At 70.1% G+C, this 26,122-nt stretch carries 22 protein-coding genes, 2 tRNA genes and 2 pseudogenes; 14 read left to right on the top strand and 12 right to left on the bottom strand.

What is annotated here, in order from left to right; translation table 11 throughout:
• Nucleotides 1-34 precede the first annotated feature (34 nt).
• Nucleotides 35-568: a DUF4240 domain-containing protein gene (locus ACZ6S6_RS34455; protein ID WP_362964018.1), complete on the bottom strand. Its 534-nt coding sequence runs from the start codon at nucleotides 566-568 to the stop codon at nucleotides 35-37.
• Between the two features lie 59 nt (nucleotides 569-627).
• Between ACZ6S6_RS34455 and ACZ6S6_RS34450 the strand changes: the two are divergent.
• Together ACZ6S6_RS34450 and ACZ6S6_RS34445 are read left to right on the top strand one after the other, a co-directional pair.
• Nucleotides 628-1,074, top strand: a pseudogene (locus ACZ6S6_RS34450) (GNAT family N-acetyltransferase); the annotation flags it as partial.
• Between the two features lie 210 nt (nucleotides 1,075-1,284).
• A pseudogene (locus ACZ6S6_RS34445) lies at nucleotides 1,285-2,721 on the top strand (pyridoxal phosphate-dependent decarboxylase family protein); the annotation flags it as partial.
• Between the two features lie 36 nt (nucleotides 2,722-2,757).
• On the opposite strand, the gene ACZ6S6_RS34440 reads toward ACZ6S6_RS34445, so the two are convergent.
• Entirely contained in the window at nucleotides 2,758-3,723 is a 966-nt protein-coding gene (locus ACZ6S6_RS34440) for an aldo/keto reductase (protein WP_362964030.1), read from the bottom strand.
• Between the two features lie 129 nt (nucleotides 3,724-3,852).
• A complete protein-coding gene (locus tag ACZ6S6_RS34435) occupies nucleotides 3,853-4,692 on the bottom strand; it encodes an MOSC domain-containing protein (protein WP_469708908.1) in 840 nt (279 codons plus the stop codon).
• Between the two features lie 105 nt (nucleotides 4,693-4,797).
• Here ACZ6S6_RS34435 and ACZ6S6_RS34430 point away from each other — a divergent pair, with 105 nt between their 5' ends.
• Nucleotides 4,798-5,466, top strand: a complete 669-nt coding sequence (locus tag ACZ6S6_RS34430) for an O-methyltransferase (protein ID WP_362964014.1) — start codon at nucleotides 4,798-4,800, stop codon at nucleotides 5,464-5,466.
• Nucleotides 5,467-5,601: 135 nt separating this feature from the next.
• Here the strand turns inward: ACZ6S6_RS34430 and ACZ6S6_RS34425 are convergent, their stop codons facing one another.
• Nucleotides 5,602-6,243: a superoxide dismutase gene (locus ACZ6S6_RS34425; RefSeq protein ID WP_362964012.1), complete on the bottom strand. Its 642-nt coding sequence runs from the start codon at nucleotides 6,241-6,243 to the stop codon at nucleotides 5,602-5,604.
• Between the two features lie 216 nt (nucleotides 6,244-6,459).
• Nucleotides 6,460-7,893, bottom strand: coding sequence for an amino acid permease (locus ACZ6S6_RS34420; RefSeq protein WP_362964008.1), 1,434 nt, complete (start codon nucleotides 7,891-7,893; stop codon nucleotides 6,460-6,462).
• A gap of 412 nt (nucleotides 7,894-8,305) precedes the next feature.
• Here ACZ6S6_RS34420 and ACZ6S6_RS34415 point away from each other — a divergent pair, with 412 nt between their 5' ends.
• Entirely contained in the window at nucleotides 8,306-8,902 is a 597-nt protein-coding gene (locus ACZ6S6_RS34415) for a biotin transporter BioY (protein WP_469708905.1), read from the top strand.
• Here the strand turns inward: ACZ6S6_RS34415 and ACZ6S6_RS34410 are convergent.
• Nucleotides 8,883-10,217: an FAD-binding oxidoreductase gene (locus ACZ6S6_RS34410; RefSeq protein WP_469708903.1), complete on the bottom strand. Its 1,335-nt coding sequence runs from the start codon at nucleotides 10,215-10,217 to the stop codon at nucleotides 8,883-8,885. The two genes, ACZ6S6_RS34415 and ACZ6S6_RS34410, sit on opposite strands and share 20 nt — an antisense overlap.
• 87 nt (nucleotides 10,218-10,304) lie before the next feature.
• Nucleotides 10,305-11,765 (bottom strand): amino acid permease, encoded by a 1,461-nt coding sequence (locus tag ACZ6S6_RS34405; protein WP_469708902.1) that lies wholly within the window; start codon nucleotides 11,763-11,765, stop codon nucleotides 10,305-10,307.
• A 228-nt stretch (nucleotides 11,766-11,993) separates the two neighbouring features.
• Between ACZ6S6_RS34405 and ACZ6S6_RS34400 the strand changes: the two genes are divergently transcribed.
• Both ACZ6S6_RS34400 and ACZ6S6_RS34395 read left to right on the top strand, forming a co-directional pair.
• Nucleotides 11,994-12,482: a ribose-5-phosphate isomerase gene (locus ACZ6S6_RS34400; RefSeq protein WP_469708900.1), complete on the top strand. Its 489-nt coding sequence runs from the start codon at nucleotides 11,994-11,996 to the stop codon at nucleotides 12,480-12,482.
• 89 nt (nucleotides 12,483-12,571) lie between these two features.
• Entirely contained in the window at nucleotides 12,572-13,381 is an 810-nt protein-coding gene (locus ACZ6S6_RS34395; RefSeq protein ID WP_362964000.1) for an Fpg/Nei family DNA glycosylase, read from the top strand.
• Between the two features lie 122 nt (nucleotides 13,382-13,503).
• Here the strand turns inward: ACZ6S6_RS34395 and ACZ6S6_RS34390 are convergent, their stop codons facing one another.
• Entirely contained in the window at nucleotides 13,504-14,736 is a 1,233-nt protein-coding gene (locus tag ACZ6S6_RS34390) for a GNAT family N-acetyltransferase (protein ID WP_469708898.1), read from the bottom strand.
• 105 nt (nucleotides 14,737-14,841) lie between these two features.
• Between ACZ6S6_RS34390 and ACZ6S6_RS34385 the strand changes: the two genes are divergently transcribed.
• On the top strand, nucleotides 14,842-15,987 hold the full coding sequence (locus tag ACZ6S6_RS34385) for a PP2C family protein-serine/threonine phosphatase (protein ID WP_362963996.1): 1,146 nt from the start codon (nucleotides 14,842-14,844) through the stop codon (nucleotides 15,985-15,987).
• Between the two features lie 50 nt (nucleotides 15,988-16,037).
• Here ACZ6S6_RS34385 and ACZ6S6_RS34380 read toward each other — a convergent pair whose 3' ends face one another.
• Entirely contained in the window at nucleotides 16,038-17,201 is a 1,164-nt protein-coding gene (locus tag ACZ6S6_RS34380) for a cation:proton antiporter (protein ID WP_362963994.1), read from the bottom strand.
• A 256-nt stretch (nucleotides 17,202-17,457) separates the two neighbouring features.
• Here ACZ6S6_RS34380 and ACZ6S6_RS34375 point away from each other — a divergent pair, with 256 nt between their 5' ends.
• Nucleotides 17,458-17,943: an HD domain-containing protein gene (locus ACZ6S6_RS34375; protein ID WP_469708895.1), complete on the top strand. Its 486-nt coding sequence runs from the start codon at nucleotides 17,458-17,460 to the stop codon at nucleotides 17,941-17,943.
• A 49-nt stretch (nucleotides 17,944-17,992) separates the two neighbouring features.
• On the opposite strand, the gene ACZ6S6_RS34370 is transcribed toward ACZ6S6_RS34375, so the two are convergent.
• Nucleotides 17,993-19,150, bottom strand: coding sequence for an acyltransferase family protein (locus ACZ6S6_RS34370; protein WP_469708894.1), 1,158 nt, complete (start codon nucleotides 19,148-19,150; stop codon nucleotides 17,993-17,995).
• A gap of 479 nt (nucleotides 19,151-19,629) precedes the next feature.
• Here ACZ6S6_RS34370 and ACZ6S6_RS34365 point away from each other — a divergent pair, with 479 nt between their 5' ends.
• Nucleotides 19,630-19,824 carry a hypothetical protein gene (locus ACZ6S6_RS34365; protein ID WP_362963988.1) on the top strand — a complete coding sequence of 65 codons (195 nt, stop codon included), beginning with the start codon at nucleotides 19,630-19,632 and terminating at the stop codon, nucleotides 19,822-19,824.
• A 134-nt stretch (nucleotides 19,825-19,958) separates the two neighbouring features.
• On the opposite strand, the gene ACZ6S6_RS34360 is transcribed toward ACZ6S6_RS34365, so the two are convergent.
• Nucleotides 19,959-20,029, bottom strand: a tRNA-Gly gene (locus ACZ6S6_RS34360).
• Between the two features lie 166 nt (nucleotides 20,030-20,195).
• On the opposite strand from ACZ6S6_RS34360, the gene ACZ6S6_RS34355 reads away from it, so the two are divergent.
• The 5 genes from ACZ6S6_RS34355 to clpX all read left to right on the top strand — a co-directional run bounded on the left by ACZ6S6_RS34355 (nucleotide 20,196) and on the right by clpX (nucleotide 24,918).
• Nucleotides 20,196-20,272 (top strand) — tRNA-Pro (locus ACZ6S6_RS34355).
• 150 nt (nucleotides 20,273-20,422) lie between these two features.
• A complete protein-coding gene (gene tig, locus ACZ6S6_RS34350) occupies nucleotides 20,423-21,829 on the top strand; it encodes a trigger factor (protein WP_362963986.1) in 1,407 nt (468 codons plus the stop codon).
• Between the two features lie 265 nt (nucleotides 21,830-22,094).
• Nucleotides 22,095-22,700, top strand: coding sequence for an ATP-dependent Clp protease proteolytic subunit (locus tag ACZ6S6_RS34345; protein WP_362964028.1), 606 nt, complete (start codon nucleotides 22,095-22,097; stop codon nucleotides 22,698-22,700).
• Nucleotides 22,701-22,779: 79 nt separating this feature from the next.
• The gene (locus tag ACZ6S6_RS34340) at nucleotides 22,780-23,463 is read left to right on the top strand and encodes an ATP-dependent Clp protease proteolytic subunit (RefSeq protein ID WP_362963984.1); all 684 of its coding nucleotides are present in this window, start codon (nucleotides 22,780-22,782) and stop codon (nucleotides 23,461-23,463) included.
• A 156-nt stretch (nucleotides 23,464-23,619) separates the two neighbouring features.
• On the top strand, nucleotides 23,620-24,918 hold the full coding sequence (gene clpX, locus ACZ6S6_RS34335) for an ATP-dependent Clp protease ATP-binding subunit ClpX (RefSeq protein ID WP_362963982.1): 1,299 nt from the start codon (nucleotides 23,620-23,622) through the stop codon (nucleotides 24,916-24,918).
• An 81-nt stretch (nucleotides 24,919-24,999) separates the two neighbouring features.
• On the opposite strand, the gene ACZ6S6_RS34330 is transcribed toward clpX, so the two are convergent.
• Nucleotides 25,000-26,001: a hypothetical protein gene (locus tag ACZ6S6_RS34330; RefSeq protein ID WP_362963980.1), complete on the bottom strand. Its 1,002-nt coding sequence runs from the start codon at nucleotides 25,999-26,001 to the stop codon at nucleotides 25,000-25,002.
• Nucleotides 26,002-26,122 lie beyond the last annotated feature (121 nt).

Below are 26,122 nucleotides of genomic sequence, written 5' to 3'. Positions count from 1 at the left end.
CCGCACCCGGCTGTCCCACCCGTACGGCGCGTCCTCATCCGTACAGCGCGTCCAGCTTCGGCAGCCGCCCCGCCATCTCCTCCTCGTCGTCGAAGTCGAAGTCCCACGCGGGGTCCAGGGCGGGGAATTCCACCGTGAACGAGCCGGGAGGCAGCTCCTCGCCCGTCACCCGGCGGTACGCGGCCCACGCGACCCCGAGCATCCGCTCGCACTCCAGCTCCTCGAAATCGGCCGCGACCTCCTTGACCGACGGCAGCTCCGCCAGCGTGTCCGGGTCCGCGACCACCCGTTCGAACACCTCACGGCCCTGGCCGATCAGCCAGCCCCGGAAGTAGTCGAACCCGTCGTCGGAGCAGCCGCCGTTTATCGTGTATGCCGCGGCCCAGAGCGGGGCCCGGTAGGAGGCGGCCATCAGACCCCACAGCAGTTGCTGAGCGGCGACGATGTCGTGCGCCGGCCGTCCGGCGAGCAGATCCGAGATCCGGTCGGCCACGGCCTCCGCGTCCGCCGGGTCCGTGACCAGGGCGCGGGCGTCGTCGATCAGCTTCCAGAAGTCCTTGGTGTCCATGGAGGTGAAGCATGCCGGAGAGGTCTGACAGTGCACCGGCCGAGCGAACGGAGAACCGTATGAGGATCCGTCCCGGACGCCCGTCCGAAGCCGCGGAACTGACCGCGCTCGCCCTGCGCTCCAAGGCGTACTGGGGCTACGACGAGGCGTTCATCGCCGCCTGCCGCGAGGAACTGACCATGGCCCCCGCCGGCATCGGACCCCGCCGGACCGCGGTCGTCGAGGAGGACGGCCGGGTCCTCGGCTTCACCACGCTGGAGGGGGAGCCGCCGTCCGGTGTGCTCGGCATGATGTTCGCCGAGCCGGACGCGCTGGGGCGCGGGGTGGGCCGCCTGCTCTTCGGGCACGTCGTCGAGGAGGCCGGGCGGCTCGGCTTCGCTCGCTTCACGATCGACGCCGATCCGAACGCCGAGGGGTTCTACCTCGGCATGGGCGCGGTCCGCATCGGGGTGACACCGTCCGGCTCGGTCCCGGGCCGCGAGCTGCCGCTGCTGGAGTTCACCCTCACGTCGGCCGATCCCGCCGCCGTCCCCGCCGCCGTCCCCGCACCCGCCGTCCCCGCACCCGCCGTCCCCGCACCCGCCGTCCCCGCACCCGCCGTCCCCGCACCCGCCGTCCCCGCACCCGCCGTCCCCGCCGCCGTCCCCGCACCCGCCGTCCCCGCACCCGCCGTCCCCGCCGCCGTCCCCGCACCCGCCGTCCCCGCACCCGCCGTCCCCGCCGCCGACGTACTCGCCGAACTCGGCGCCCTGCGCGGCGCCGACGCCCCCACCAGGGGCGGCCGGACCTTCGCCTACGTCTACGACGCGGGGCTGGAGGGCCTCGACGAGCTGGCGGCCGCCGCGTACTCGGCGTACGCGACCGTCAACGGCCTGGACCCCACGGTCTTCCCGAGCGTCGCCCGGCTGGAGAACGACGTGGTGGGCGCGGCGGCCGCGCTGCTGGGCGGGTCCGGCGCGCAGGGCACGTTCACCAGCGGCGGTACGGAGTCGATCCTGCTGGCGGTGAAGACCGCCCGCGACCACGCGAAGGCCGAACGCGGTGTGACCGAACCCCAGTTGGTCCTGCCGTCCACCGCTCACGCGGCCTTCCACAAGGCCGCCGCCTACCTGGGCCTGGAACCGGTCGTGGTGCCCGTGGACCGGTCGACGTACCGGGCCGACGCCACCGCCGTGGCCGCCGCGATCACCCCGCGCACCGCCCTCGTGGTCGCCTCGGCACCCTCCTACGCCCACGGGGTGATCGACCCCGTCCCCGAGATCGCCGCGGCCGCCGCGGAGCGGGGCGTCCTGTGCCATGTGGACGCCTGCATCGGCGGCTGGCTGCTGCCCCATCTGCGGCGCGCGGGCCAGGAGATACCGCAGTTCGACCTCTCCGTCCCCGGCGTCACCTCGCTCTCCGTGGACCTGCACAAGTACGGCTACGCGGACAAGGGCGCCTCCGTGGTGCTCTACCGGGACGCCGGACTCCGCCGCCACCAGTACTTCGCCCACGCGGGCTGGCCCGGCTACCCGGTCGTCAACCCGACCGTCCAGGGCACCAAGTCGGCGGGGCTGCTGGCCCAGGCGTGGGCGGTGCTCCGGTACGTCGGCGAGGACGGCTACACCGCACTGGCCGGCCGGGTGGCCGAGGCATCGGGCCGGCTGCTCGCGGGGCTGCGCGCGATGACGGACGTACGGGTGCTCGGTGACCCCTCGGCGGGGCTCGTCGCCTTCACCGTAGTGGACGGCCCGGAAGGCGAGCCCGGACTGAGCCTGCTGCTGCACCTGGCGGACGAGATGCGCGAGCGCGGCTGGTACCTCCAGCCGCAGCTCTCCTTCGACGGGCTGCCGCCCAACCTCCACCTCACCCTGACCCCGGCCACGGTCGGCCAGGTGGACGCCCTGCTCACCGACCTCCACACGGCACTGCGCGCGGCCCGCGCCCTGCCCCCGGTCGTGGTGGACCCCGCCCTCGCCGAACTGGCCGCCGGGCTCGACCCGTCGAAGCTCGGGCCGGACGAGATCGAAGCGGTCCTGGCCTTCGCCGGCCTCACCGGCGACGGCGGCCTGCCCGCCCGGATGGCCCCGGTCCTGATCCTGCTGGACGCCCTGCCAGGACCGCTGAAGGAGCGGCTGCTCGCGGAGTTCGTGGGCTCGGTCTTCCGGATCTGACGGCCGGATCCGGAAGGCCGGGCCCGGCCGGACGGCTCAGGAGTAGAAGTCGCGCTGCCACCGGTGCCCGGCCAGCACGCCGAGCTGGTCCGCGGTGAGCGGACGCCCGTCGCTCAGCGCGGTGTTCCGCTCCACGTTGCGCACGCTGCGCATACCGGGGATGACGGTGGAGACCGCGGGCGAACTCAGCACGAACCGCAGCGCGTGCTCCGCGACGGCGTCCGGCTCGATGCCCAGGTCCGCGACGATCGCAGCCACCCGCCGCTCGACCTGGGCCGGGCGGTCGTCACGGAAGTAACGGTTGCGCCAGTCGCCCTCGGGGAACGTCGTGCCGGCGGTGATCCGGCCGGTCAGCCCGCCCTCGTCCAGGGCCACCCGGACGATGACCCCGACACCGTGCTCCTCGCAGGCGGGCAGCAGTTCGTCGGCCGGTGACTGGTCGAACACGTTGTAGATGACCTGGACGCTGTCCACCGCACCGCTGCGGACCAGCGCGAGCGCGCTCTCGGGCCGGTGGTCGTTGACCGAGACCCCGAACAGGCGGATCTTCCCCTCCCGCTTCAGCTCGGCGACCGTCTCCAGCCAGTCCCCGCGCCCCACCCACTCGTCGTGCCAGACGTGGAACTGCAGCACGTCGAAGTGGTCCAGGCCGGACGCGCGCAGACTGGTCTCCAGGCTCGTACGGATGTACTCGCCCGGGAACGCCGCCGCCGGGTCCGTGCCGTCCGCCGGGGGCCACACCCCGTTCTTCGGCGGCACCTTGGTCGCGACCAGTACCTCGTCCCCGGTCCGCTCCCGCACGACCTGCCCGACGATGCGCTCGCTCTCGCCGTAGCCGCGTGCCGTGTCGATGAAGTTCACGCCGAGGTCGACGGCCCGGTGGAGGGCGCGCACGGACTCGTCCTCCGTCGCGCCCACCCAGCTGGACTCGCCGATGCCCCACGCGCCGTAGCCGATCTCGGACACCCGCGGTCCACTGCGTCCCAGCTCGCGGTAGCGCACAATCATCCTCCACGTCATCGTCCCGTACCGGCGGACCCCGGGGTCCTTACCGGCAAATGACGTTGACGATAGGTGACGTGCGCGTCGGAGGCAGGTGATTTTCGGGGCGCCGGCCGGGGGCCGGTGCGCTTACGGGCCGACCAGGCTGTGGACCGTGACCGGGTCGCCGACGCTCACCACGCCCTCGCAGACCACCGCGTTCTTCACGCCGAAACTGACCCGGTTCCCGTACTCCGGCTCGCGCCGGTACGTCGCCAGCGTCCGCACCGGTTCCGGGCCCCGGCGGCGGCCGGTGCGCTGGTCGACGAGCGGGACGCTGCACCGCGTCGCCCGTACCGAGTGGGCGAGCTCGACGGAGCCCAGGGTCATCCGGCGCACCCGGTCCTCGAAGTGCGGTTCGTCCTTGCCGGTCAGCACGATGTTGGGGCGGAAGCGGTCCATCGGGACGGCGTCGGCGTCGCCCCGCGCCGCGATCCGGGCGTTCAGGTCGTCCAGGGAGGCCGTCGAGGTGACCAGCACCGCGTGCGCGTCGGCGAAGTTGACCTTGCCGGGGGTGTCGCCCCAGCCGTCCCGGTCGAAGCCGGGGGCCACCCGCACCAGGCGGGACTTGGCTCCCAGCACGTCGGAGAACCATGCGGCGGCCGTGTCCCCCTGATCGACGGCCGCGCCGAGGGGGCGGTCGAACATGCTGACGTCGCGGCGCGGGCCGTCCCGGTCGACGTCCAGACGCAGGGGTTCGACGCCCTCGGCGCAGAGCGCGAGCACCGCCCCGGACCGCAGGACCCCGACCTTGACCGCGGCCATCGCAGGGTGCGTGCGCTGGCTGCGGAAGGCGCCCTCCGCGGCGTCCACCACCATAAAGGTCCGGTCGTGTTCGAGGCCGGTCCCGATGACGTGCGCGGAGTCGGCAGAGGTCCCCGCGCAGCCCTTGACCGGGTAGTACACCAGCTCTCGCACGGTGATCGTCATGATGTCCTCTCCGGAAAATACGCTGGGGCCGCCATCATCCCACTCACCTCGTACGATGTAAGTTCCTTTAAGGAACTTACATCGGTGCCGAGAAGGGAACATGCCATGACGCAGGCGCGGTGGGCCGAGGTCGACGACTACTTCAACGCTCTGCTGGTGGGCTCGGACGATGCCCTGGACGCGGCCGTGGAGGCCGGCGACAGGGCCGGGCTGCCGGCGATCCAGGTCGCGGCCAACCAGGGGAAGCTGCTCCATCTGCTGGCCCGGCTCCAGGGGGCGCGCACGGTTCTGGAGATCGGCACCCTGGGCGGATACAGCACCATCTGGCTGGCCCGCGCGCTGCCCGAGGGCGGCAGGGTCGTCACGCTCGAAGCCGACCCGGAGTGCGCCGAGGTGGCGCGCCGGAACATCGAGCGCGCCGGCCTGGCGGATGTCGTGGAGATCCGGCTCGGCCCGGCCCTCGACACGCTGCCGGGGCTCGCGGAGCAGGGGTACGGGCCGTTCGACGTCGTGTTCATCGACGCCGACAAGCCGAGCAACCCCGACTACCTGGCCTGGTCGCTCAGGCTGACCCGGCCAGGGAGCCTGATCGTCGCCGACAACGTCGTGCGCGACGGAGAGGTGGCCGACGCCGGGAGCGAGGACCCGAAGGTGCTGGGGGTGCGCCGGTTCACCGAACTCGTCGCGGCCGAACCGACCCTGACCGCGACCGCTCTGCAGACCGTCGGCAGCAAGGGGTACGACGGGCTGCTGATGGCCCTGGTCACCGAGTAGCCGCCGGCCCGGCCGGTGTGCGGGCATGGAAGGGCCCCCGCGAGTCATGTCCTCGCGGGGGCCCTTCGTTCATCCGCCTGCCCGGCGAAGGCTGAGAAGACGATCACGAGGCAGGACGTTCACGGCGCTCCCCGGTCAGGGGGCGAGCAGCAGTACGTCGGCGCGCTCCTTGGCGGCCGCGTACCGCTTCGCCACGTCCTGCCAGTTGACGACGCGCCACATCGCCTCGATGAAGTCGACCTTCTGGTTCTTGTACTGCAGGTAGAAGGCGTGCTCCCAGGCGTCGAAGACGAGGACCGGGACCGAGCCCTGGCCCACGTTGCCCTGGTGGTCGTAGACCTGCTCGACGATCAGCTTGCCGCTGACCGGCTCGTACGCGAGGACGCCCCAGCCGGAGCCCTGCGTGGTGGCCGCGGCCTTCGTCAGCTGGGACTTGAAGCCCGCGAAGGAGCCGAAGGACTCGGTGATCGCGTCCGCGAGGCCGCCGACACCGTCCGCGGCGAGGGGCTCGCCGCCGCCGTCACCGGTCATGTTGTGCCAGTAGATCGAGTGCAGGATGTGGCCGGAGAGGTGGAACGCGAGGCTCTTCTGGAGTCCGTTGATCGCTCCCCAGGCCTCCTTGTCGCGCGCCTCCTCCAGCTGCTCCAGGGTGTCGTTCGCGCCCTTCACGTACGCGGCGTGGTGCTTGTCGTGGTGGAGCTCGACGATCTGCGGATTGATGACCGGTTCGAGCGCCGCGTAGTCGTACGGGAGTTCCGGGAGCGTGTACGTGGCCATGGTTCGAACCCTCCAGCTGCTGTCCTGTTGTTATTGCAACCTATATGCAAGAGCAGGCTAACAGCAGCAGTGACTGAGGGGAGATCAGTCCTTCGGCGTAGGACTCCGGCCTGTCGTGGACGCTTCCGGCGCCCGCTTGGGGGCACGCTTCGGCGCACGGAAAACGCCGGGCGGGCCCGGAGCGATCCGGCCCGCCCGGCGTTCGGTGTGCCGGGGTTACGCGTCAGCCGCACCCGGGGGCGGCGTCGCCGAGCGCCGCTGGCGCACGACGCCGATGGCGATCAGGGCCGCCGTCAGCGCGCCCGTCGCCAGCAGCTGGTCGCGGGTGTCGGGCTGGCGGAGCATCAGGAAGAAGATGCCGGCCATGGCCGCCAGGGCCACCACCGTCAGGCCCGGGAACAGCCACATCCGGACCACCAGCTTCTGCGGCTCCTCGCGTTCCAGCCGGGCGCGCAGGACCAGCTGGGAGACGGCGATGAAGATCCAGACGACCAGGATCACCGCGCCGGTCATGTTGAGCAGCCAGGGGAAGACGTCGTCGGGCCGCCAGTAGCTCAGCAGCACGCACAGGAAGCCGAACACGGACGAGACCAGGACCGCGCGGCGCGGCACGCCGGACGAGACCCTGCCGAGCCGCTTCGGGCCCTGGCCGCGGGCGACCAGGGAGCACGCCATCCGCGAGGCGCCGTAGATGTTGGCGTTCATCGCGGAGAGCAGCGCTACCAGGATGACCACGTTCATGATCTCGGCGGCGCCGCTGATGCCGAGGTGGTCCAGGGCCGCGTAGAACGGGCCGACCGCCACCACCTTCGGGTCGTCCCACGGGACCAGCGTGACGATGACCGCCATCGAGCCGACGTAGAAGAGCGCGATCCGCCACATCGCCGTCCGCACGGCCTTCGCGACACCCCGCACCGGGTTCTCGGACTCGGCGGCGGCGATGGTCACGGTCTCCAGACCGCCGTACGCGAAGACGGAGGCGAGCAGCCCGATGACCAGCCCCTCGGAGCCGTTCGGCATGAAGCCGCCCTCGCCGCCGAGGTTGGCGGTGCCGGGGGCGTCCGTGTCCGGGAGCACGCCGAGGATCGCCAGCACGCCCAGCACCAGGAACAGCGTGATCGCGACGACCTTGAGCGCGGCGAACCAGAACTCGAACTCGCCGAACTTCGTCACCGAGGCCAGGTTCGTCCCCAGGAACACCACCATGAACAGCGCTACCCAGGCCCACTCCGGAGTTCCGGGCAGCCAGCCGGTGACGATCTTCGCCGCACCGATCCCTTCGAGGCCGACGGCGACGCAGAGCAGCACCCAGAACGCCCAGCCCGCCGTGAACCCCGCCCACGGCCCGATCGCCCGCTCGGCGTGCACGGAGAAGGAGCCGGACGCCGGATTGGCCGCCGACATCTCGCCGAGCATCCGCATCACGAGCATGACCAGCAGCCCGGAGCAGGCGTACGCGATGACGATCGAGGGGCCGGCCGCGGCGATTCCCGCGCCGGAGCCGACGAACAGCCCGGCGCCGATGACGCCGCCGAGGGCGATCATCGAGAGATGGCGCTGCTTGAGTCCGTGAGTGAGGGCCGAGTCGGTCCCTTGGTCGGAGGTGGTGGCCGGGGTGCCGGTGGGGGGAGGCACGGAGGTCCGAGGCATGGACGAACTCTGTTCGTTCGGTGAGACGGGGGGACGTATCCCAGTCTGGACGCGCGCACCGTTCAGGCGGAACGGACGTCCGCTATACGGGCACCATGCTCACACAAGGCGCACACCACGCCGCGTGGAGCGGGGCTCCGGAGCCGGCCGGCCAGGAGTCGACGGCAGTCCGGCCGTTTGGAGGGAGTCAACAGTCAGCTCCCGCTGCCCTTCCCGGTCCACAGGGAGTCGGTCCGCTCCCACCTCCGTGATGAGCATCACGTCCAGGGGTGATTGTGTGCAGCTCTTTGTGCGAATCCCACCAATCCCTCAACCGCCGCTTTGTGGGCCGCTGATGGTGATCGGGCGCTGCTCCTCGGATAGCGTCGGGCTCAGCCCTTGTCCCCACCTGCCCTCACCTCGCGGAGTCCCGATGAGCCTTGCTGCCGCCGCCCCCGTCCGCACCGGAGCGGTCCTCGCCGACCTGCTGCCCGCCGCCCGGCACCGTTACGCCGTGGACACCGCCCTGGTGCTCGGCGGCGCCGCGCTCACCGGCATAGCCGCCCAGATCGCCGTGCCGGTCCCCGGCTCCCCGGTCCCGGTCACCGGCCAGACCTTCGCCGCGCTCCTGGTCGGCACCGCGCTCGGCGCCCGGCGCGGCTTCCTCGCCCTCGCCGTGTACGCGCTCATCGGCATGGCGGGCATGCCGTGGTTCTCGGCCGGCAGCTCCGGTGCGGGCGGCGCCTCGTTCGGGTACGTGCTCGGGATGCTGCTCGCCGCGACCGTGGTCGGCGGCCTCGCCCGCCGCGGCGGCGACCGCTCGGTGCTGCGCACGGCGGGCACCATGGTGCTCGGTTCGGCGGTCATCTACGCGGTCGGCGTGCCCTATCTGGCGCTGTCCACCGGCATGTCGGCGAGCGCCGCGATCGCGGCCGGCCTGACGCCGTTCCTGCTCGGCGACGCGCTCAAGGCGGCGCTCGCGATGGGCGCGCTGCCCGCGTCCTGGAAGCTCATCGGCCGTCGCGGCTGACGCCGTAACTCCCTCCGAAGAGGCTCGCCGGGTCGTACTCCGACACCAGAGCGGCGAGCCTCTTCTGTGTCCGCGCGTCGTGGAAGCCCTCGGTGCGGTCCCCGCCGCCGAAGGAGAAGTTCAGCGAACGGCCCACGGCGAGCGGCGCGACGGTGGCGCCCACCTCCTCGTACAGGGCCCGGACGGAGGCCACGTCCGTACCGTCGAGCGGTGACAGCAGCCGCAGCAGGAATCCGGCCTCGCGGAACGGCACCGCGTTCTTCGCCGCCGGGCCGGTGGCCAGTGCGCCGCCCAGGTGGTTGAGCTGGACCACGGTCATCATCGGGGCCTTCCGGCCGGTCAGCTCCAGCACCCGCACCGCGCGTCCGTGGTCCAGCCCGCTCAGCATCAGCCCGTCCCCGTAGTACGCGTGCGGGAACGGCGGATCGCTGTGAATGGTGTGGCTGTCGGTGTACGGCATCTCCCGCAGCGAGTCCGCCAGTGCGGGCCCGATCGCCCGCAGCGGCGCGACGAGGCGTTCGCCCTCGGCCGCGCTGCCGGTGTACGCGACGCGTACGGAGACGACGTACCGGCCCCGCAGCGCCTCCGGCAGCTGCGGCGCGTCCGGGTACACGAGCGCGGCGACCGACGACGTCAGCGTGTCGGGCACGGTCCGGGTCCACTCCAGGAAGCTCCGGAGCACCCGCGCACCGGCCTCGCCGTCCCCGTCGAAGGCGAGCGAGCCGCCGTACAGCCGGGCCACCGGAACGAGGCCGGTCTCCAGCCCCGTCACCACACCCAGCCGGTGCCCGCCGCCGCGCAGCCCCCAGAACAGCTCGGGCTCGTCCTCGGGGGTGACATGGCGCCGCACCCCGTCGCCCGTCACCACGTCGAGTGAGCGCACATGGTCGGCGGCGTACCCGAACTCCCGGGCCAGGATGCCCAGCCCGCCGCCCAGCGTGTAGGAGACGGCGCCCACCCCGGGGGCGGAGCCGTTCAGCGGGGCGAGCCCGTGCGGCGCCGCCGCCTCGACCACCTGTCCCCAGGTGGTGCCCGCCCCGACGGTGGCGGTGCGGCGCACCGGGTCGATCCGTACGGAGTCCATCCGGGCGGTACTGATCAGGACCCCGCCCTCGACGGCGCCCGGCAGCCCGTGCCCGGTGGCGTGTACGGCGACCCGGAGCCCGCCGGCGGCGGCGCGTGCCACGGCGTCACGTACGTCATCGGCCCCGGCGGCCTCGACGACGAGGTCCGGGCGGATCGTGAAGCCGGTCTGGAAGCCGGGCCGGAAGTCGCTGCGGGGTCCGGACGGGGAACCGGCGGGGGCGGCAGTCATGGGGGAGGCTCTCCAGTCGCTCGCTCGATGGGCTGACGAAGGAGAGCCTCCCCGGTATACCTGACAGGGGCCGTCAGGTATGGGTGATCAGTTGTCGACGGTCTCCGCCGGGGCGCCGTCGCGGCGCCGGCGCGCCTCACGCACCAGCGAGACGGCCACCACCAGGACCGCGACCAGCAGCGAGAGCAGCACCTGCTCGCGTGCCGCGTCGTCGGTGAGCATGTAGACCAGCACGAACGAGATCATCGCGATGGTCGCCCAGGTCAGATACGGAAAGAGCCACATCCGTACGACCAGCTTCTCGGGCGACTCGCGCAGGATGATGCCGCGCATCCGCAGCTGGGTGAAGCAGATGACGAGCCAGACGAACAGGGCGACCGCGCCGGAGGAGTTCAGCAGGAACGCGAAGACGGTGTCCGGCCACTGGTAGTTGAAGAAGACGGCGACGAACCCGAAGACGACCGAGCACAGGATGGCCGCCTGCGGCACGCCCCGCTTGTTGGTCCGGGCGAACGCCTTCGGGGCGTCACCGCGGCCGCCGAGCGAGAAGGCCATCCGGGAGGCCGTGTAGAGGCCGGAGTTGAGACAGGACAGCACGGCCGTCAGCACGATGACGTCCATCACCTGGCCGGCGTGCGGGATGCCGATCGAGTCGAGCGCGGCGACGTAGCTGCCCTTCTCCATGATCGAGGCGTCGTTCCACGGCAGCAGGGTCAGCACGACGAAGACCGAGCCCAGGTAGAAGACGGCGATCCGCCAGATCACGCTGTTGGTGGCCTTCTGGACGGCGCGCTGCGGGTTCTCCGACTCGCCGGCCGCCAGCGTCACGATCTCACTGCCCATGAAGGAGAAGACCACCATCAGCACCCCGGTGAGGACGGCGCCAGGACCCTTGGGGAAGAAGCCTCCGGTGTCGGTGAGATGGGCCAGCCCCGAGCCGGCGTTGTCCGACCCCGGCAGCACACCGAAGACGGCGAGCAGTCCGACGATCACGAAGGCGCCGATCGCGACGACCTTGATCCCGGCGAACCAGAACTCGAACTCTCCGTACGAGCCGACCGAGACCAGGTTCGTCGCGGTCAGCACCAGCATCACGATCAGCGCCCAGGCCCACTGCGGGACGCCCGGCACCCAGTTCTCCAGGATCTTGGCACCCGCCGTGGCCTCGACGGCGAGCACCACGACCCAGAAGAACCAGTAGAGCCAGCCGATCGAGAAACCGGCCCAGCGGCCCAGCGCCTGGTCGGCGTAGGCGGAGAAGGAGCCCGACGCCGGACGGGCGGCGGCCATCTCGCCGAGCATCCGCATCACGAAGACGACCATCAGGCCGACCAGCGCGTACGACAGCAGGATGGCCGGTCCGGCGGCGGCGATGCCCGCGCTCGAACCCACGAAGAGGCCGGCGCCGATCACCCCGCCGATCGCGATCATCGAGAGGTGACGGTTCTTGAGACCGGCCTGGAGCCCGTCCTCGGGCCCCTTGCGGTCCGAACCGTCCGGCCCCTCGGGCTGCCGGCCCGGTCCGGCCAGAGTCGTCTGCGACGTCATGGATCGAATCCTTACGTTTTCGGATCACTCGGTGCGTGCCCGCCGCGGCACGGTGGTGAACGGCGAGCGTTGCATTGAAGCCCGGTGAAGCCTGAAAACGGAACCCCCGCATCCGCATCGTTGACACGATCATCGCTTCAGTGGCTTCGCGCACACAGGGTCCGCACATCAGGGCCACACCGCACCCCGTCGTCGGTTACCCGGCGGAGCTCGTGTCACACTCCTCCCATGCGCGTGTACCTCGGCTCCGACCATGCCGGTTACGAACTCAAGAACCACCTCATCGAGTGGCTCAAGGCCCAAGGCCACGAGGCCGTCGACTGTGGTCCCCACATCTACGACGCCCAGGACGACTATCCGCCGTTCTGCCTGCGTGCCGCCGAGAAGACGGCCGCGGACCCGGACAGCCTCGGGATCGTCATCGGCGGTTCCGGCAACGGCGAGCAGATGGCCGCGAACAAGGTCAAGGGCGTCCGCGCCGCACTCGCCTGGAGCGAGCAGACCGCCGCGCTGGGCCGCGAGCACAACGACGCCAACGTGATCTCCATCGGCGGCCGGATGCACACCGAGGAGGAGTGCACGAAGTTCGTCGAGATCTTCCTCGCCACCCCGTACTCCGGCGAGGAGCGGCACAGCCGCCGCATCGCGATGCTCACGGCGTACGAGAACACCGGCGAGCTCCCCCCGGTCCCGGCCCACCACCCGCAGCAGGGCTGACGGCCGCACGACCTCCCGCTGTGCCGCCGGCGCCCCCGGCGGCACAGCCATGTCCGCACCCCACCGCCTCGACCAGGAGAGCCGCCGCCGTGCCCGAGGGACACACGATCCACCGCCTCGCGGCGGACCACCGGGACAGGTTCGCGGGACGGCCGGTGCGGGTGAGCAGCCCGCAGGGCAAGTTCTCCGACAGCGCCGCCCTGCTCGACGGCCGGGTGCTCGGCGGGGTGGACGCGCACGGCAAGCACCTCTTCCTCGGCTTCGAGGGAACCGGCTGGGTCCATATCCACCTCGGCCTCTTCGGCAAGCTCGGATTCGGTACGGCCCCGGCCCCGCCGCCCACCGACACCGTCCGGCTCCGCCTGCTGACCGACGAGCACCACGCGGACCTGCGCGGCCCCACCACCTGCGCACTGATCACCGACGCGGAGAAGCGGGCGATACACGACCGCCTCGGCCCCGACCCGCTGCGCTCCGACGAGGACGGCGAGCGCGCGTGGCTGCGGATCTCCCGGAGCCGGATCACCGTGGCCGCCCTGCTGCTGGACCAGAAGGTCATCGCGGGCGTGGGCAACGTGTACCGCGCGGAGGTGCTGTTCCGGCACGGCATCGACCCGTACCGGCCCGGCAGGGACCTCACCCGCAGCGAGTGGGACGCGATCTGGGCGGACCTGGGCGAGCTGATGCGCGAGGGCGTACGCAACAACCGCATCGACACGGTCCGCCCGGCGCACCTGCCCGAGGCCATGGGGCGCCCGCCGCGGGTGGACGACCACGGGGGCGAGGTGTACGTCTACCGGCGCGCCCGGCAGGCGTGCCACATCTGCGGCACGGAGATCCGCACGGCGGAGTTGTCCGCCCGCAACCTCTTCTGGTGCCCGGGATGCCAGCCCGGCTGACAAACCAAGCCCGTGTCCTCAATCGCCGGACGGGCTTGATTGTCCTCAATCGCCGGACAGGCTTGAAAATCCAGCCCGTCCGGCGATTGAGGACAAGGCCTGTCGCCGGACGAACCCAGGCCCTAGAACCCCCGGGGCAACCACGGCGCGACGTCGGACAGGAACGCCGACGACACCTCCGCCACCGCCCCCGCCCGCAACTCCCGTACCCGCCCGGCCAGGGCCAGCGACCCCAGCGACTCGCCGCCCAGGTACGCCGTCCCCAACTCCCTTACCGACAGCGCCAGATCCGCCGCGTCATCCGTGCGCTTGCACGACGCGCCGCCCTTCGCGTCCGCCGTCAGCCGCCAACGCCCCGCGTTCCAGGGGCAGAACGCGTCCTCGACCTCGAACACCACGTCCACCGGCGCCCGGTAGCTCCGCGCCTCAAGCGCCGCGCCCACGTCCACCAGCCGCACATGCAGCGAATCCCGGAGCCGGACATCGCACCGCCGCACGTCCGACACCAGATGCAGCACGGCGTCGTCCACCGGCCGGTTCCGCGCCTCGACCGTCGACGTCAGGTCGATCCCGAAGAGGAACCGCCACAGCGCCGCGTACGCCGCCGGGTCCAGCGCCCCCAGATCGCTCACCGTGACCCGGCCCTTGGGCCCCGACCCGTCCCAGTCCGGTTTGATGTGGTATGTCGTGTAACCCACCACCTCGCCGTCCCGCTCGGCCAGCAGACACTGCAACGCCGAGCCGCCCTGCCGCGAAGTCACCGGATCGGTGAGCGACTTGCGCTCCCAGCCGGGACCGTGGGCCGGAGTGCCGGGCCGGCCGGCCACCAGGCGCGCGTACACGCTCTCGCAGGCCGCGACCGCCTCGTCCTCCTTCGCGTACCGCAGCCGGATCGCGTCCGTGCCCTCGGGGACGTTCAGCCGCACCCGGTCCGTGTCGATCGCCAGGGACATCTGGCGGGTCGCCGCCCCGTACCCGTACCGGCCGTAGATCACCGGCTCCGACGCCGTGAGCACGGCGATCGGCTCGCCCAGTGCCCGCACGTCGTCGAGTTGGCGGCGCATCATCGAGGTCAGCAGCCCACGCCTGCGGTGGGTGGCCGCGACACTCACCATCGTCACACCCGCGGCCGGCACCAGCGCCCCGCCCGGAACGGCCAGCCGGAAGCTGAACGCCCCTGCCGTGGCGACCACATCGGTGCCGTCCCAGATCCCGACCGAGCGCTCGTGCTCGGTCAGCGACTCCACCAGCTCACGCTCCTCGGGCGGATCGGAGACTCCTCCGAAGGCGAGCTCCAGGCATTCGAACCATTCGTTCCATTCCGACGGTCGCAACACGCGGAGCTCTGTAGTCATATGCCATGCCTACCAGGGGCGCGGCGGACAGGCGACCCGATTTCGAACGCATTGTCACAGGGGTCCCCCTGCACCGGAGGCCGTCGGGTCGATAAGGTCCCCGCAATGGCCCGACGCGCAGGAGCAGAGACATACCCGGCCCGATTGAGGAAATCGGCACACCGGGTACGCAGCACGCTGCGCAGATCCGGGGTCGACTACTTCCGCGGTGACGGCTCCGACTGGATCGCCCTGGCCGCCCTGCTGCTGGTCATCCCGGCCATCACCTGCGGCACCCTCCTGAACCCCGTGTGGTGTTCACCGACCGCCCTCGTCCTGCCGATCGTCGCGGGCGGCCTGCTGCTGCGGCCGGCCAGCCTGCTCGGCCTGTACGCGGCGGCCGCCGCCGCCCTGATCGTCGAGTCCATCTGGCTCGGGCCGTTCAAGGACGGCACGGTTGGGGTCACCCCCGGAACCGTGCTGACGGTCGCGGCCTGCGGCTTCTTCGGGCTGGTGCTCGCCCAGTTCCGGGCCAGGGTCGGCGTGCCGTGGCGGCGCGGCGGCACCATGCTCTTCGACCTGCGCGAACGCATCCGGGTCCAGAGCGCGCTGCCCCGGCTCCCGCAGGGCTGGCACCGGGAGATGTCGCTGCGCCCGGCGGGCGGGCAGTCCTTCTCCGGCGACTTCGTCGTCGCGGCCCGCACCAACGGCGGCCGCACCCTGGAGGCCGTGCTCACCGATGTCTCCGGCAAGGGCATGGACGCGGGCTCCCGCGCCCTGCTGCTGTCGGGCGCCTTCGGCGGGCTCCTCGGATCGCTGCCGCCGCACGGCTTCCTGCCCGCCGCCAACGGCTATCTGCTGCGCCAGGACTGGGACGAGGGCTTCGCCACGTCGATCCATCTGGTCCTGGACCTCGAATCGGGCGACTACGAACTCCTCTCGGCGGGGCATCCGCCCGCCCTCCAACTCCACGCCGGCAGCGGCCGGTGGGAGGAGAAGGCCGCGGAGGGCCCCCTGCTCGGGGTGTACGACGGGGCGGAGTTCGACGCCGTGAAGGGCTCACTGGCCCCAGGGGACGTGCTGATGCTGTTCACCGACGGACTGGTGGAGACGTCCGAACGGGACATGGCGGAGGGCATCGACCGGCTGACCGGCGAGGCCGACCGCTATGTCTCGACGGGCTTCGAGGGTGCGGCCTGGCACCTCATCGAGGCATGCGCCAAGGACGTCAACGACGACCGGGCGCTGCTGCTTCTGTCACGTAAATCCTGAACCGTACGTAACCGGCCCGAACCGGGCGTACGTCAACGCCTTTCGGCCCGTCACTGGATCGGGGCGGGTGTGGCGCCGCGTCCGCCCGGAAGGAACCGGGCCAGCCAGTGCGAGCGTCCGGCCATCAGTGGCGCCAGAACCGCGAGGACGAGTACGTATCCGGCGATGAACGGCGCCAGCCGCTCGTCGAGCCCCGCGCCCGCCGCCATCGTGGCGAGGATGAGCGCGAACTCGCCGCGCGCCACCAGGGTGGTGGAGATGTTCGCCGCCTCCTGCGGACCGAACCCGTACAGCTTGGCGGTGATGATCCCGGAGAGGACGTTCATGGCGAACGTCAGCGCGACGGCGGCCAGCACCGCCCACAGCACGACCGGCAGATCGCCGGGGTTGATGGAGAGGCCGAAGGCGAAGAAGAAGATCGCGCCGAAGGCGTCGCGCAGCGGGTGGACCAGCTTGAGGATGCGTTCCCCCGAGGTGGTGCTGCCGAGCATCAGACCCACCATGAAGGCGCCGATGGCGTCCGCGACCCCGAACCACTCCGAGATGCCGGCCACCAGGACCGCGGCACCGAGGAAGGAGATGACGAGGAGTTCGTCGTCCCGGGTGTTGATCAGCTTGCTGATGAACTTGGTGCCGAACCGGGCGGCCAGGGCCAGCACCAGCAGGAAGCCGAAGGCCTTGCCGCCGTCGACCGCCGCCGCCGCGAGGCTGTCGGCGCCCGAGAGGATGGGCTGGAGGGCCGCCAGGTACAGCGCGAGGAACACGTCGTCGACGACGATGATGCCCAGGATCGGCTGGGTCTCCGGATTACCGATCCGGCCCAGGTCGACCAGGATCTTGGTGATGATGGCCGACGACGAGATGCCGAGCACCCCGGCCAGCACCAGCGCCTCCGACGTGCCCCAGCCCAGCACGAAGCCGAATCCGAGCCCGGCGCCGACGTTCAGGACGATATAGGCGCCCCCGGCGAGCGCCATCCTGCGCCCGCCCTCCTTGAGGCCGTCGAGGTGGAACTCCAGGCCGAGGTAGAAGAGCAGCAGCACCAGGCCGAGCGCGGAGAGCATCTCCAGGTCGTGCGGGTCGGCGACGAGGACGATGCCGGGGGTGTGCGGGCCGAGCAGGATTCCGGCCAGGATGAACAGGGGGATGGTCGGCAGTCCGATGCGGCTGCCTACACGGGCGAGTACGGCGGCGGCGAGGAAGGCGCCGCCCATGGCTATGAGCGTGTCTGCGTGTCCGATGAGCCCGGTCCTTCGCTTGGTCAAGAGAACGTCAAGGAATCGTCAGTAATTAGTTTACCGAATGATTGACGTTGCAAGTATCCCCGCCCCGACCGACGCCCCGACCGACGCCCCGACCGATGTCCCGACCGGCGTCCCAGACCGACGTCGCGATCCCCCGTCCGGCGTCCCGATCCGCCTGCCGGCGCCCTGAGCCCGGCCGCCGCCCGTCCGTCCGTAGAGTCGGGCCATGACAGCACCCCGCGCACAGCTGACCCTGGCCGAAGTCGAGCGCATCGCCCGCGAGGCCCACGCGGGTCAACGGGACAAGGCGGGCCGGCCGTACGCCGAACACCTGGCGGCCGTCGCCGAGGGCGTACGGGCCAGGGGTGGCAGCGAGGACCAGATCGCCGCGGCCTGGCTGCACGACGCGGTCGAGGACGACGCGCTGTCGGCGCGGTGGCTGGCCGGGGCCGCGCTGCCGCAGCGGGTGAAGGACATGGTCCTCGCCGTCAGCAAGCGGGACGGCGAGGACCTGCCGGCGTACACCCGCCGCATCCTGGCCACCCCGGGCGCGCTGCTGATCAAGGAGGCCGATCTCGCGCACAACGCGGACCCGGCCCGCCTCGCGGTGCTGGAACCGGCCATCCGTACCCGGCTGGCCGAGAAGTATGCGCAGGTACGGAGCCTGCTCGGGCTCACCGCACCGAATTCGCCCACCGAACAGCGGGATTGAGCCAACACGGCGGAGCCCGGCCCGGATCCGGGCCGGGCTCCGCCGGATCTCAGATCTTGGCGGCGTCCCGCCGGAACGCCCAGTTCATGTCCGGCTCGGTCACACAGCGCATGACCCGCCGCACCGGAGGCGTGCACAGCAGGGTCACGCCGGCCGAGGCGGCCACGGTGACGAGCACCAGACCGGTCGGCGAGACCAGCCAGTCGTTGCGGTCGAAGAGGCCCGCGTAGCCGGCGCCCTTCACCAGGAACCCGTGCAGCAGGTAGCCGCAGATCGTCCCGGCGCCCAGCACCGTGAACCACATGTGGCGGCGCGGGACCAGCGCCAGGAACCCGATGGTGAGCAGCGTCGCGCAGCCGAACAGCGCGAGGGTCATCACCGCGCCGGACCACCACGGGGCGTTCATGTCCTGGGCGCTGGAGTCGCGCAGGAACCAGCCCAGCTGCATCCGGGGCGCCGCCCAGTAGGCGAAGACCGCCGCGCCGGCGAACAGCGGCAGGGCCAGCAGCCGCACCTCGCGGCGCTTGACCAGCCGGAAGTGTTCGGGCTTGAGCTGGAGTCCGAGCACGAAGAACGGCAGGAACTGCAGAACGCGCGGCAGGTCGAGATCGTCACCGATGCTGGGGGCGAACGAGGCGAGGACGGCGATCAGGAGCGAGACCGCCAGCGGGTGGCGCAGGTTCTGCCAGATCGGTGTGGTGAGCCGCCAGATGAACAGGGCGGCCAGGAACCAGGTGAGGTACCAGGGCTCCAGCAGGCTGATCGCCGTGTCGGGCGAGTCGTTCGCGTACCGCCGGAACAGCGAGTACGCCGTCTCGAACACCACATACGGCACGGCGACCCCCGTGACCAGGCGCTTCACCTTGGCGGGGGTCAGGCTGAACGAACGTGAGAAATAACCGGAAATGATGATGAAGGCCGGCATGTGGAAGGTGTACGTCACCATGTACAGCGCGCGGGCCGTCCTGCTTCCCTCCATGACCGGCACCCATGCGTGTGCCACCGCAACCAGCACGATGGCCAGGTACTTGGCGTTGTCGAAGTAGGCGTCACGCTTCTTCGCGGGTGCGTTCTGCGCAGGCTGTTCCGCCACCGCCACCGCAGAGGGGGAGTTCGGGGTCCTCGCAGGCGCTTGGCGTCTGGGCTCCGACTCCCGGGTCGCCGGGGGGAGCGGGGCCCTGTGAAATACGTTCGGAGCGTGGAACATCTCAAGCACCCTAGACGTCTCGATTGCATTTCGTAAAACTGCCATCGGATATCGCGTGTTCCCGGTCGACCAAAAGTCAAACCTTTGATTTTTGCCCGGTATCGGAGCGTTAATCCTCCTTAAATGGTGCATACCGGGCGGTAGTTGAGGGGGGTGAATTACGTCGCATTCGGCCCGGGGAATTCCATGTGAATAAAGTGTGTGGGTAAGGAAACGATCACCGTTGCAGATCATTTCCGGCCCTCGCTCATTGCCGTGCGCGTCTCCCCGCACTCGCCGTGCGGCTGCTGGGCCGGCGGCCGCGCCCGGATATCGAGCACCGGCGCGCGACCGGCGCAAGATGGCGCGATACCGACCGGTCCTTGCGTCACCTGGCAGCGACCACAGGGGAGTTGGTGGCACGATGGACGCCAACGGAGGTGTGCGCGGACGCACACTTCCGGGCCGGCAAGGCGGACCGACCGAGGGTGTGATCAGTCATGGCCATTTCACTGTCTGTGGTGCTTCTTTTGGCGATCGTCCTCGTGGTGCTGATCCGAGGCGGCTCCATCAAGGCCGGACCCGCGATCGTCGCGGTGCTCTTCGGCTTCTTCCTGGCCTCGACCGGCATGGCGCCGTCGATCCAGAAGTTCATGGACTCGATAGCGCAGAGCCTCAACCAGATCAGCTTCTGATCCACGGCCGCTCCGCACCCGGCAACGCGGAAAGCGCCGGTCTCCGGCGTCGTGGCGCCCGGCCAGGGTCCTGCGGGAGAGGTTCGGCTACAAGAAGGTCCGCACCCGGTCTGACCAGGTACGGACCCACTGAGAGCGGGCGACGGGAATCGAACCCGCGTAGCTAGTTTGGAAGACTAGTGCTCTACCATTGAGCTACGCCCGCATACAACGCACCGCAGGTCACGAGGGCCGCGGCACGAGAAACATCGTAGCGGGTCGCGGGCGTCGCCCGCACACCCGATCGCCGCACCCGGTGTCGCGTTGCGCGACGTCCGACGGAAAGCGGCCGATGCACCGCCGCTCTGCATGTACCCTACGTGTCGCACCGACGGGGTGTGGCGCAGCTTGGTAGCGCGTCCGCTTTGGGAGCGGAAGGTCGTCGGTTCGAATCCGGCCACCCCGACCACCGGCAAGCTCGCATTGTGGGAGTTCTACCCCTTGCCGTTACTATGCAAAATGCGTGCCCGTGTGTCTGATGTACCGGGCTCGGTCCGCGAAGCCGCCTCGTGTGCGGTGGAGCAGAACCCCAAGAAGTCAGCCACAAGGAGACCGAACCGTGAAGAGCGCCGTGGAGACCCTGAACCCGACTCGGGTTCGGCTCAGCATTGAGGTGCCCTTCGAGGAGCTCAAGGACAGCCTCGACGCGGCGTACAAGAAGATCAACCAGCAGGTCACGGTGAAGGGGTTCCGCAAGGGCAAGATCCCCAACCGGGTCATCGACCAGCGGTTCGGCCGCGGTGCTGTGCTGGAGGAGGCCGTCAACGACGCGCTCCCGAAGTTCTACACCGAGGCCGTCAACGAGGGAGAGCTCAACGTCCTCGGACAGCCGGAGGTCGACATCACGGAGCTGAAGGACGGCGAACTGCTGGCCTTCACCGCTGAGGTTGACGTACGCCCCGAGATCGAGATTCCGGACTACTCCGGCATCGAGGTCACCGTCGACGCCCTTGAGGTCAGCGACGAGGACGTCGAGAAGGCCGTGGAGCAGCTCCGCGACCGCTTCGCCTCGACCAACCCGGTCGAGCGCGCCGCCGCCGACGGCGACGTCGTGACGATCGACCTGACCGCCAAGGTCGAGGGCGAGGTCCTGGAGGACGGCGTGGCCGAGGGTGTCTCGTACACCATCGGTTCCGGCGAACTCCTCGAAGGCATCGACGACGCCGTCACCGGCCTGGAGGCGGGTGGCGAGACCACCTTCACCTCCGAGCTGAAGGGCGGCTCCGCCGAGGGCAAGGAGGCCGAGGTCACCGTCAAGGTCACCGCGGTCGCCGCCCGTGAGCTCCCCGAGCTGGACGACGAGTTCGCCCAGATGGCGAGCGAGTTCGACACGCTCGACGAGCTCAAGGCCGACAGCCGCAAGCGGCTGGAGAGCACCAAGCAGTACGACCAGGCCACCCAGGCCCAGGAGCGGGTCCTCGAGGAGCTGCTGAAGCTCGCCGAGGTCCCGATCCCCGAGAAGCTGCTCGCGGACGAGGTCCAGACCCGCAAGCACAACCTGGAGCACCACCAGCTCGGCCAGATGGGTCTCGACCTGGAGAAGTACCTGGAGATCCAGGGCAAGACCCTTGAGGAGTTCGAGGCTGAGACCTCCGAGCAGGCCGTCAAGGGCATCAAGACCCAGTTCATCCTTGACGAGCTCGTGAACAAGGAGAAGCTGAACGTCAACCAGGAGGAGCTCACCGAGCACCTCATGCGGCGCGCGCAGTCCTCCGGCATGAGCCCCGACCAGTTCGCCCAGGCCGTCGTCGAGGGTGGCCAGGTGCCGATGCTCGTCGGCGAGGTCGCCCGCGGCAAGGCGCTGGCCGTGGTCGTCGAGGCCGCCAAGGTCGTCGACACCAACGGTGAGGTCGTCGATCTGGAAGACGACGAAGACGTGGCGGAGGAGGCCACCGAGGCGGTCGAGGCCGCCGAGGGCACCACCGACGCCGTGGCCGACGCGGCCGAGGAGAAGACCGAGGCCTGAGCCCCGCTCTGAACCCGTACGACGGGCTCCGGACGCAATCGCGTCCGGAGCCCGTCGTCGTATCCGCCGGCGGCCCCCACAACCCGTGTGCGGACTGCGGACCTTGCGCTCCCAGCGAACAGTTGCGGAAGCGGGATGGCGTTGTCCCACCTGCGCGTTAGGGTCCATGAATAGGAAGGGTCGGGGAGTCCCGGCCCACCCGGTACGAAGACGCTGAGACGGCCGGAGCCGTCAGAGACGAGCAGGTGGATACGTGACGAATCTGATGCCCTACGCCGCCGGAGAGCCGTCCCTCGGTGGAGGCCTCGGTGACCAGGTCTACAGCCGACTGCTCGGCGAGCGCATCATCTTCCTCGGTCAGCAGGTCGACGATGACATCGCCAACAAGATCACCGCGCAGCTGCTTCTCCTTGCCGCCGACCCGGACAAGGACATCTACCTCTACATCAACAGCCCCGGCGGTTCGGTGACGGCCGGCATGGCGGTCTACGACACCATGCAGTACATCCCGAACGACGTGGTCACCATCGGTATGGGCATGGCGGCCTCGATGGGCCAGTTCCTGCTCACCGGCGGCAGCGCCGGCAAGCGCTTCGCGCTCCCGAACACCGACATCCTCATGCACCAGGGTTCGGCCGGCATCGGCGGTACGGCCTCGGACATCAAGATCCAGGCCCAGTACCTGCTGCGCACCAAGCAGCGGATGGCGGAGATCACCGCCCGCCACTCCGGCCAGACCGTGGAGACGATCATCCGCGACGGCGACCGCGACCGCTGGTACACCGCGGAGGAGGCCAAGGACTACGGCCTCATCGACGAGATCATCACGATCGCGTCGGGCGTTCCGGGCGGCGGCGGCACCGGCGCCTGATCCGGTTCCCACCGGACCGCGTCGCACCGCACCGCATCTCTCGTACGCCGAGACACCCAGCCCACAGAACGCCACCAGGATGGTGAACACCCACATGAACAACTTCCCCGGCGCCTCCGCGAGCGGCCTCTACACCGGCCCGCAGGTGGACAACCGCTACATCGTGCCGCGCTTCGTGGAGCGCACCTCGCAGGGCGTGCGTGAGTACGACCCGTACGCGAAGCTCTTCGAGGAGCGCGTGATCTTCCTCGGGGTGCAGATCGACGACGCCTCCGCCAACGACGTCATGGCGCAGCTGCTGTGCCTGGAGTCGATGGACCCGGACCGGGACATCTCGATCTACATCAACAGCCCCGGCGGCTCGTTCACCGCGCTCACCGCGATCTACGACACGATGCAGTTCGTGAAGCCGGACATCCAGACGGTCTGCATGGGCCAGGCGGCCTCCGCCGCGGCCGTGCTGCTCGCCGCGGGCACGGCGGGCAAGCGTCTGGCGCTGCCGAACGCGCGTATCCTGATCCACCAGCCGTCCTCGCAGACCGGCCGTGAGCAGCTCTCCGACCTGGAGATCGCGGCCAACGAGATCCTGCGGATGCGGACCCAGCTGGAGGAGCTGCTGGCCAAGCACTCCACCACGCCGATCGAGAAGATCCGCGACGACATCGAGCGGGACAAGATCCTGACCGCCGATGACGCCCTGGCCTACGGCCTGGTCGACCAGATCGTCGCGACCCGCAAGACGGCGGCCGGAGCGGCCGCCTGACGTCGGCCTTTACCCCTTGGTGCGGCAGGGTCACCGGCTCCGGCCGTGTGAACCGTGCCAAGGGGGGCCCGAACGGGGGGCCAGGCAAGGTACCGTCGGATAGAGGCACCAGGAGCCGCTGAACCAGGCGTCTCCCAGGCGAAGGGGAAGCACCTCGTGGCACGCATCGGTGATGGCGGCGACCTGCTCAAGTGCTCGTTCTGCGGAAAGAGCCAGAAGCAGGTGAAGAAGCTCATTGCGGGACCCGGTGTGTACATCTGCGACGAGTGCATCGATCTCTGCAACGAGATCATCGAGGAGGAGCTCGCGGAGACCTCCGAGGTGCGGTGGGAGGAACTTCCCAAGCCGCGCGAGATCTACGAGTTCCTCGAGGGGTACGTCGTAGGGCAGGAGCCCGCGAAGAAGGCTCTCTCGGTCGCTGTGTACAACCACTACAAGCGGGTCCAGGCCGGGGAGAACGGCGGCGGTACGAGCCGTGACGACGCGATCGAGCTCGCCAAGTCCAACATCCTGCTGCTGGGCCCCACGGGCTCGGGCAAGACCCTCCTCGCGCAGACACTGGCCCGGATGCTCAACGTCCCGTTCGCCATCGCGGACGCGACGGCGCTGACGGAGGCCGGCTATGTCGGCGAGGACGTCGAGAACATTCTGCTGAAGCTGATCCAGGCCGCTGACTACGACGTCAAGAAGGCCGAGACCGGGATCATCTACATCGACGAGATCGACAAGGTCGCCCGCAAGAGCGAGAACCCGTCGATCACCCGCGATGTCTCCGGCGAGGGCGTCCAGCAGGCCCTGCTGAAGATCCTGGAGGGCACCACCGCCTCCGTACCGCCGCAGGGCGGCCGGAAGCACCCGCACCAGGAGTTCATCCAGATCGACACGACGAACGTGCTGTTCATCGTGGGCGGGGCGTTCTCCGGCCTGGAGAAGATCATCGAGTCCAGGGCCGGCGCGAAGGGTATCGGCTTCGGCGCCACGATCCGCTCCAAGCTGGAGATCCAGGCGAGCGACCAGTTCCAGGAGGTCATGCCGGAGGACCTGGTGAAGTTCGGGATGATCCCCGAGTTCATCGGCCGCCTCCCGGTCCTGACCTCGGTCCACAACCTGGACCGCGAGGCCCTGCTCCAGATCCTCATCGAGCCGCGCAACGCCCTGGTGAAGCAGTACCAGCGGCTGTTCGAACTCGACGGCGTGGAGCTGGACTTCGAGCGCGAGGCGCTGGAGGCCATCGCCGACCAGGCGATCCTGCGCCAGACCGGTGCGCGCGGTCTGCGCGCGATCATGGAGGAGGTCCTCCAGTCGGTGATGTACGAGGTGCCGTCCCGCAAGGACGTCGCCCGGGTCGTCATCACCTCGGACGTGGTCCGCAACAACGTCAACCCGACCCTGGTCCCGCGTGAGCCGCGCACGATCGGGAAGAACGACGACGGCCGCCACGAGAAGTCCGCGTAGCGGTGGCGTAGAGACGTACGCGAAGGGGCGCCCGGCCAGGTGAACTGGCTGGGCGCCCCTTCGCGTTGCGAGGTGCCGGGATCAGACCTTGGTGCGGGAGGTGTTGTAGAGCTTGGCGGCGAGGGTTGCCACCTCGTCCTGCGTCATGGGCTTGTTGGTCATGGCGCCGCCGACGTCGAAACCGACAACCGCACCGACAGTGCTGTAGTCGGCCCAGACGCAGACGGGCATGAGCATGTCCTTGGGGCCGTTCGCCGCGGTGCCGTCGGCCTTGTCATTGACCACCTTCATGTTCTGGCACCTCATCAGGGCGCCCTTGAAGCCTGCCGGTGTGACGTCCTCGGGGCTGCCGACGAGAGAGGACTTGTTCTCTTCGTCCTCGGCCATGCCTTTCTGGGCCTGCGCGAACGTGCCGTCGAGGGCCTTCGACGGGTCGGATATCTCGCCCCAGTTGCCGTACACCATGAGCATCTTTGCCGTGAGCGGGGTCTTCTCAAGGTCGCCGCTCGTGTACTGGCCCTCTGCCTTGTGGGCGTTCTTGACGCCCAGGGCCTCGGCTTCGGACTTCTCCGTGCTCGTCATCTCATCCGCGGAGGTGTCCTTGACGCCCTTCTTGTAGTCGTCCACCGAGGCGGCCAGTGTCAGCTTGTACCCCTTGGTGGAGTCCGCGACGTCGCTGTTGCCGGCGCCGTCGCCCGACACCAGGAAGTACGCCCCGCCCGCGATGACCGCCAGCGCCACGATCACACCGCCGATGATCAGGCCGGTCTTCTTCTTCGGCTGCGGGGCCGGGGGGAACGGGGGCTGCTGGCCGTAGACCGGCTGGCCGCCGTACGGGGGAGTGGGGGGCTGCTGGCCGTACGGGCCGGGCTGCTGGGCCTGCGGGTAGCCGTAGCCCGGCTGCGGGGGCTGCTGCTGCGGCGGGACGCCCTGGGGGGCCTGCTGCGGGTACCCGTAACCGGGCTGGCCCTGCGGCGGGCCCTGGGGCGGCGGGCCGCCGTAGGGGCCCGGCTGCTGGCCGTACGGTCCGGGCTGGCCCTGGGGCGGCTGTCCGTCGTACGGGCCCGGCTGGTTGAAGCTCATCTGCGGTTTCCCCTGTTCGTCATACTTACGCGTTCCGAACATCCTGACGGAAGGCCCGCGGGGGTGGGGCACCGGGAGGCACACCGTTACTCAACAAACCGGTTTCAGTGCATGACTGTGA

This window comes from Streptomyces sp. NPDC048671 (assembly GCF_055587045.1).
This window is presented reverse-complemented; position numbering and strand designations above follow the sequence as displayed.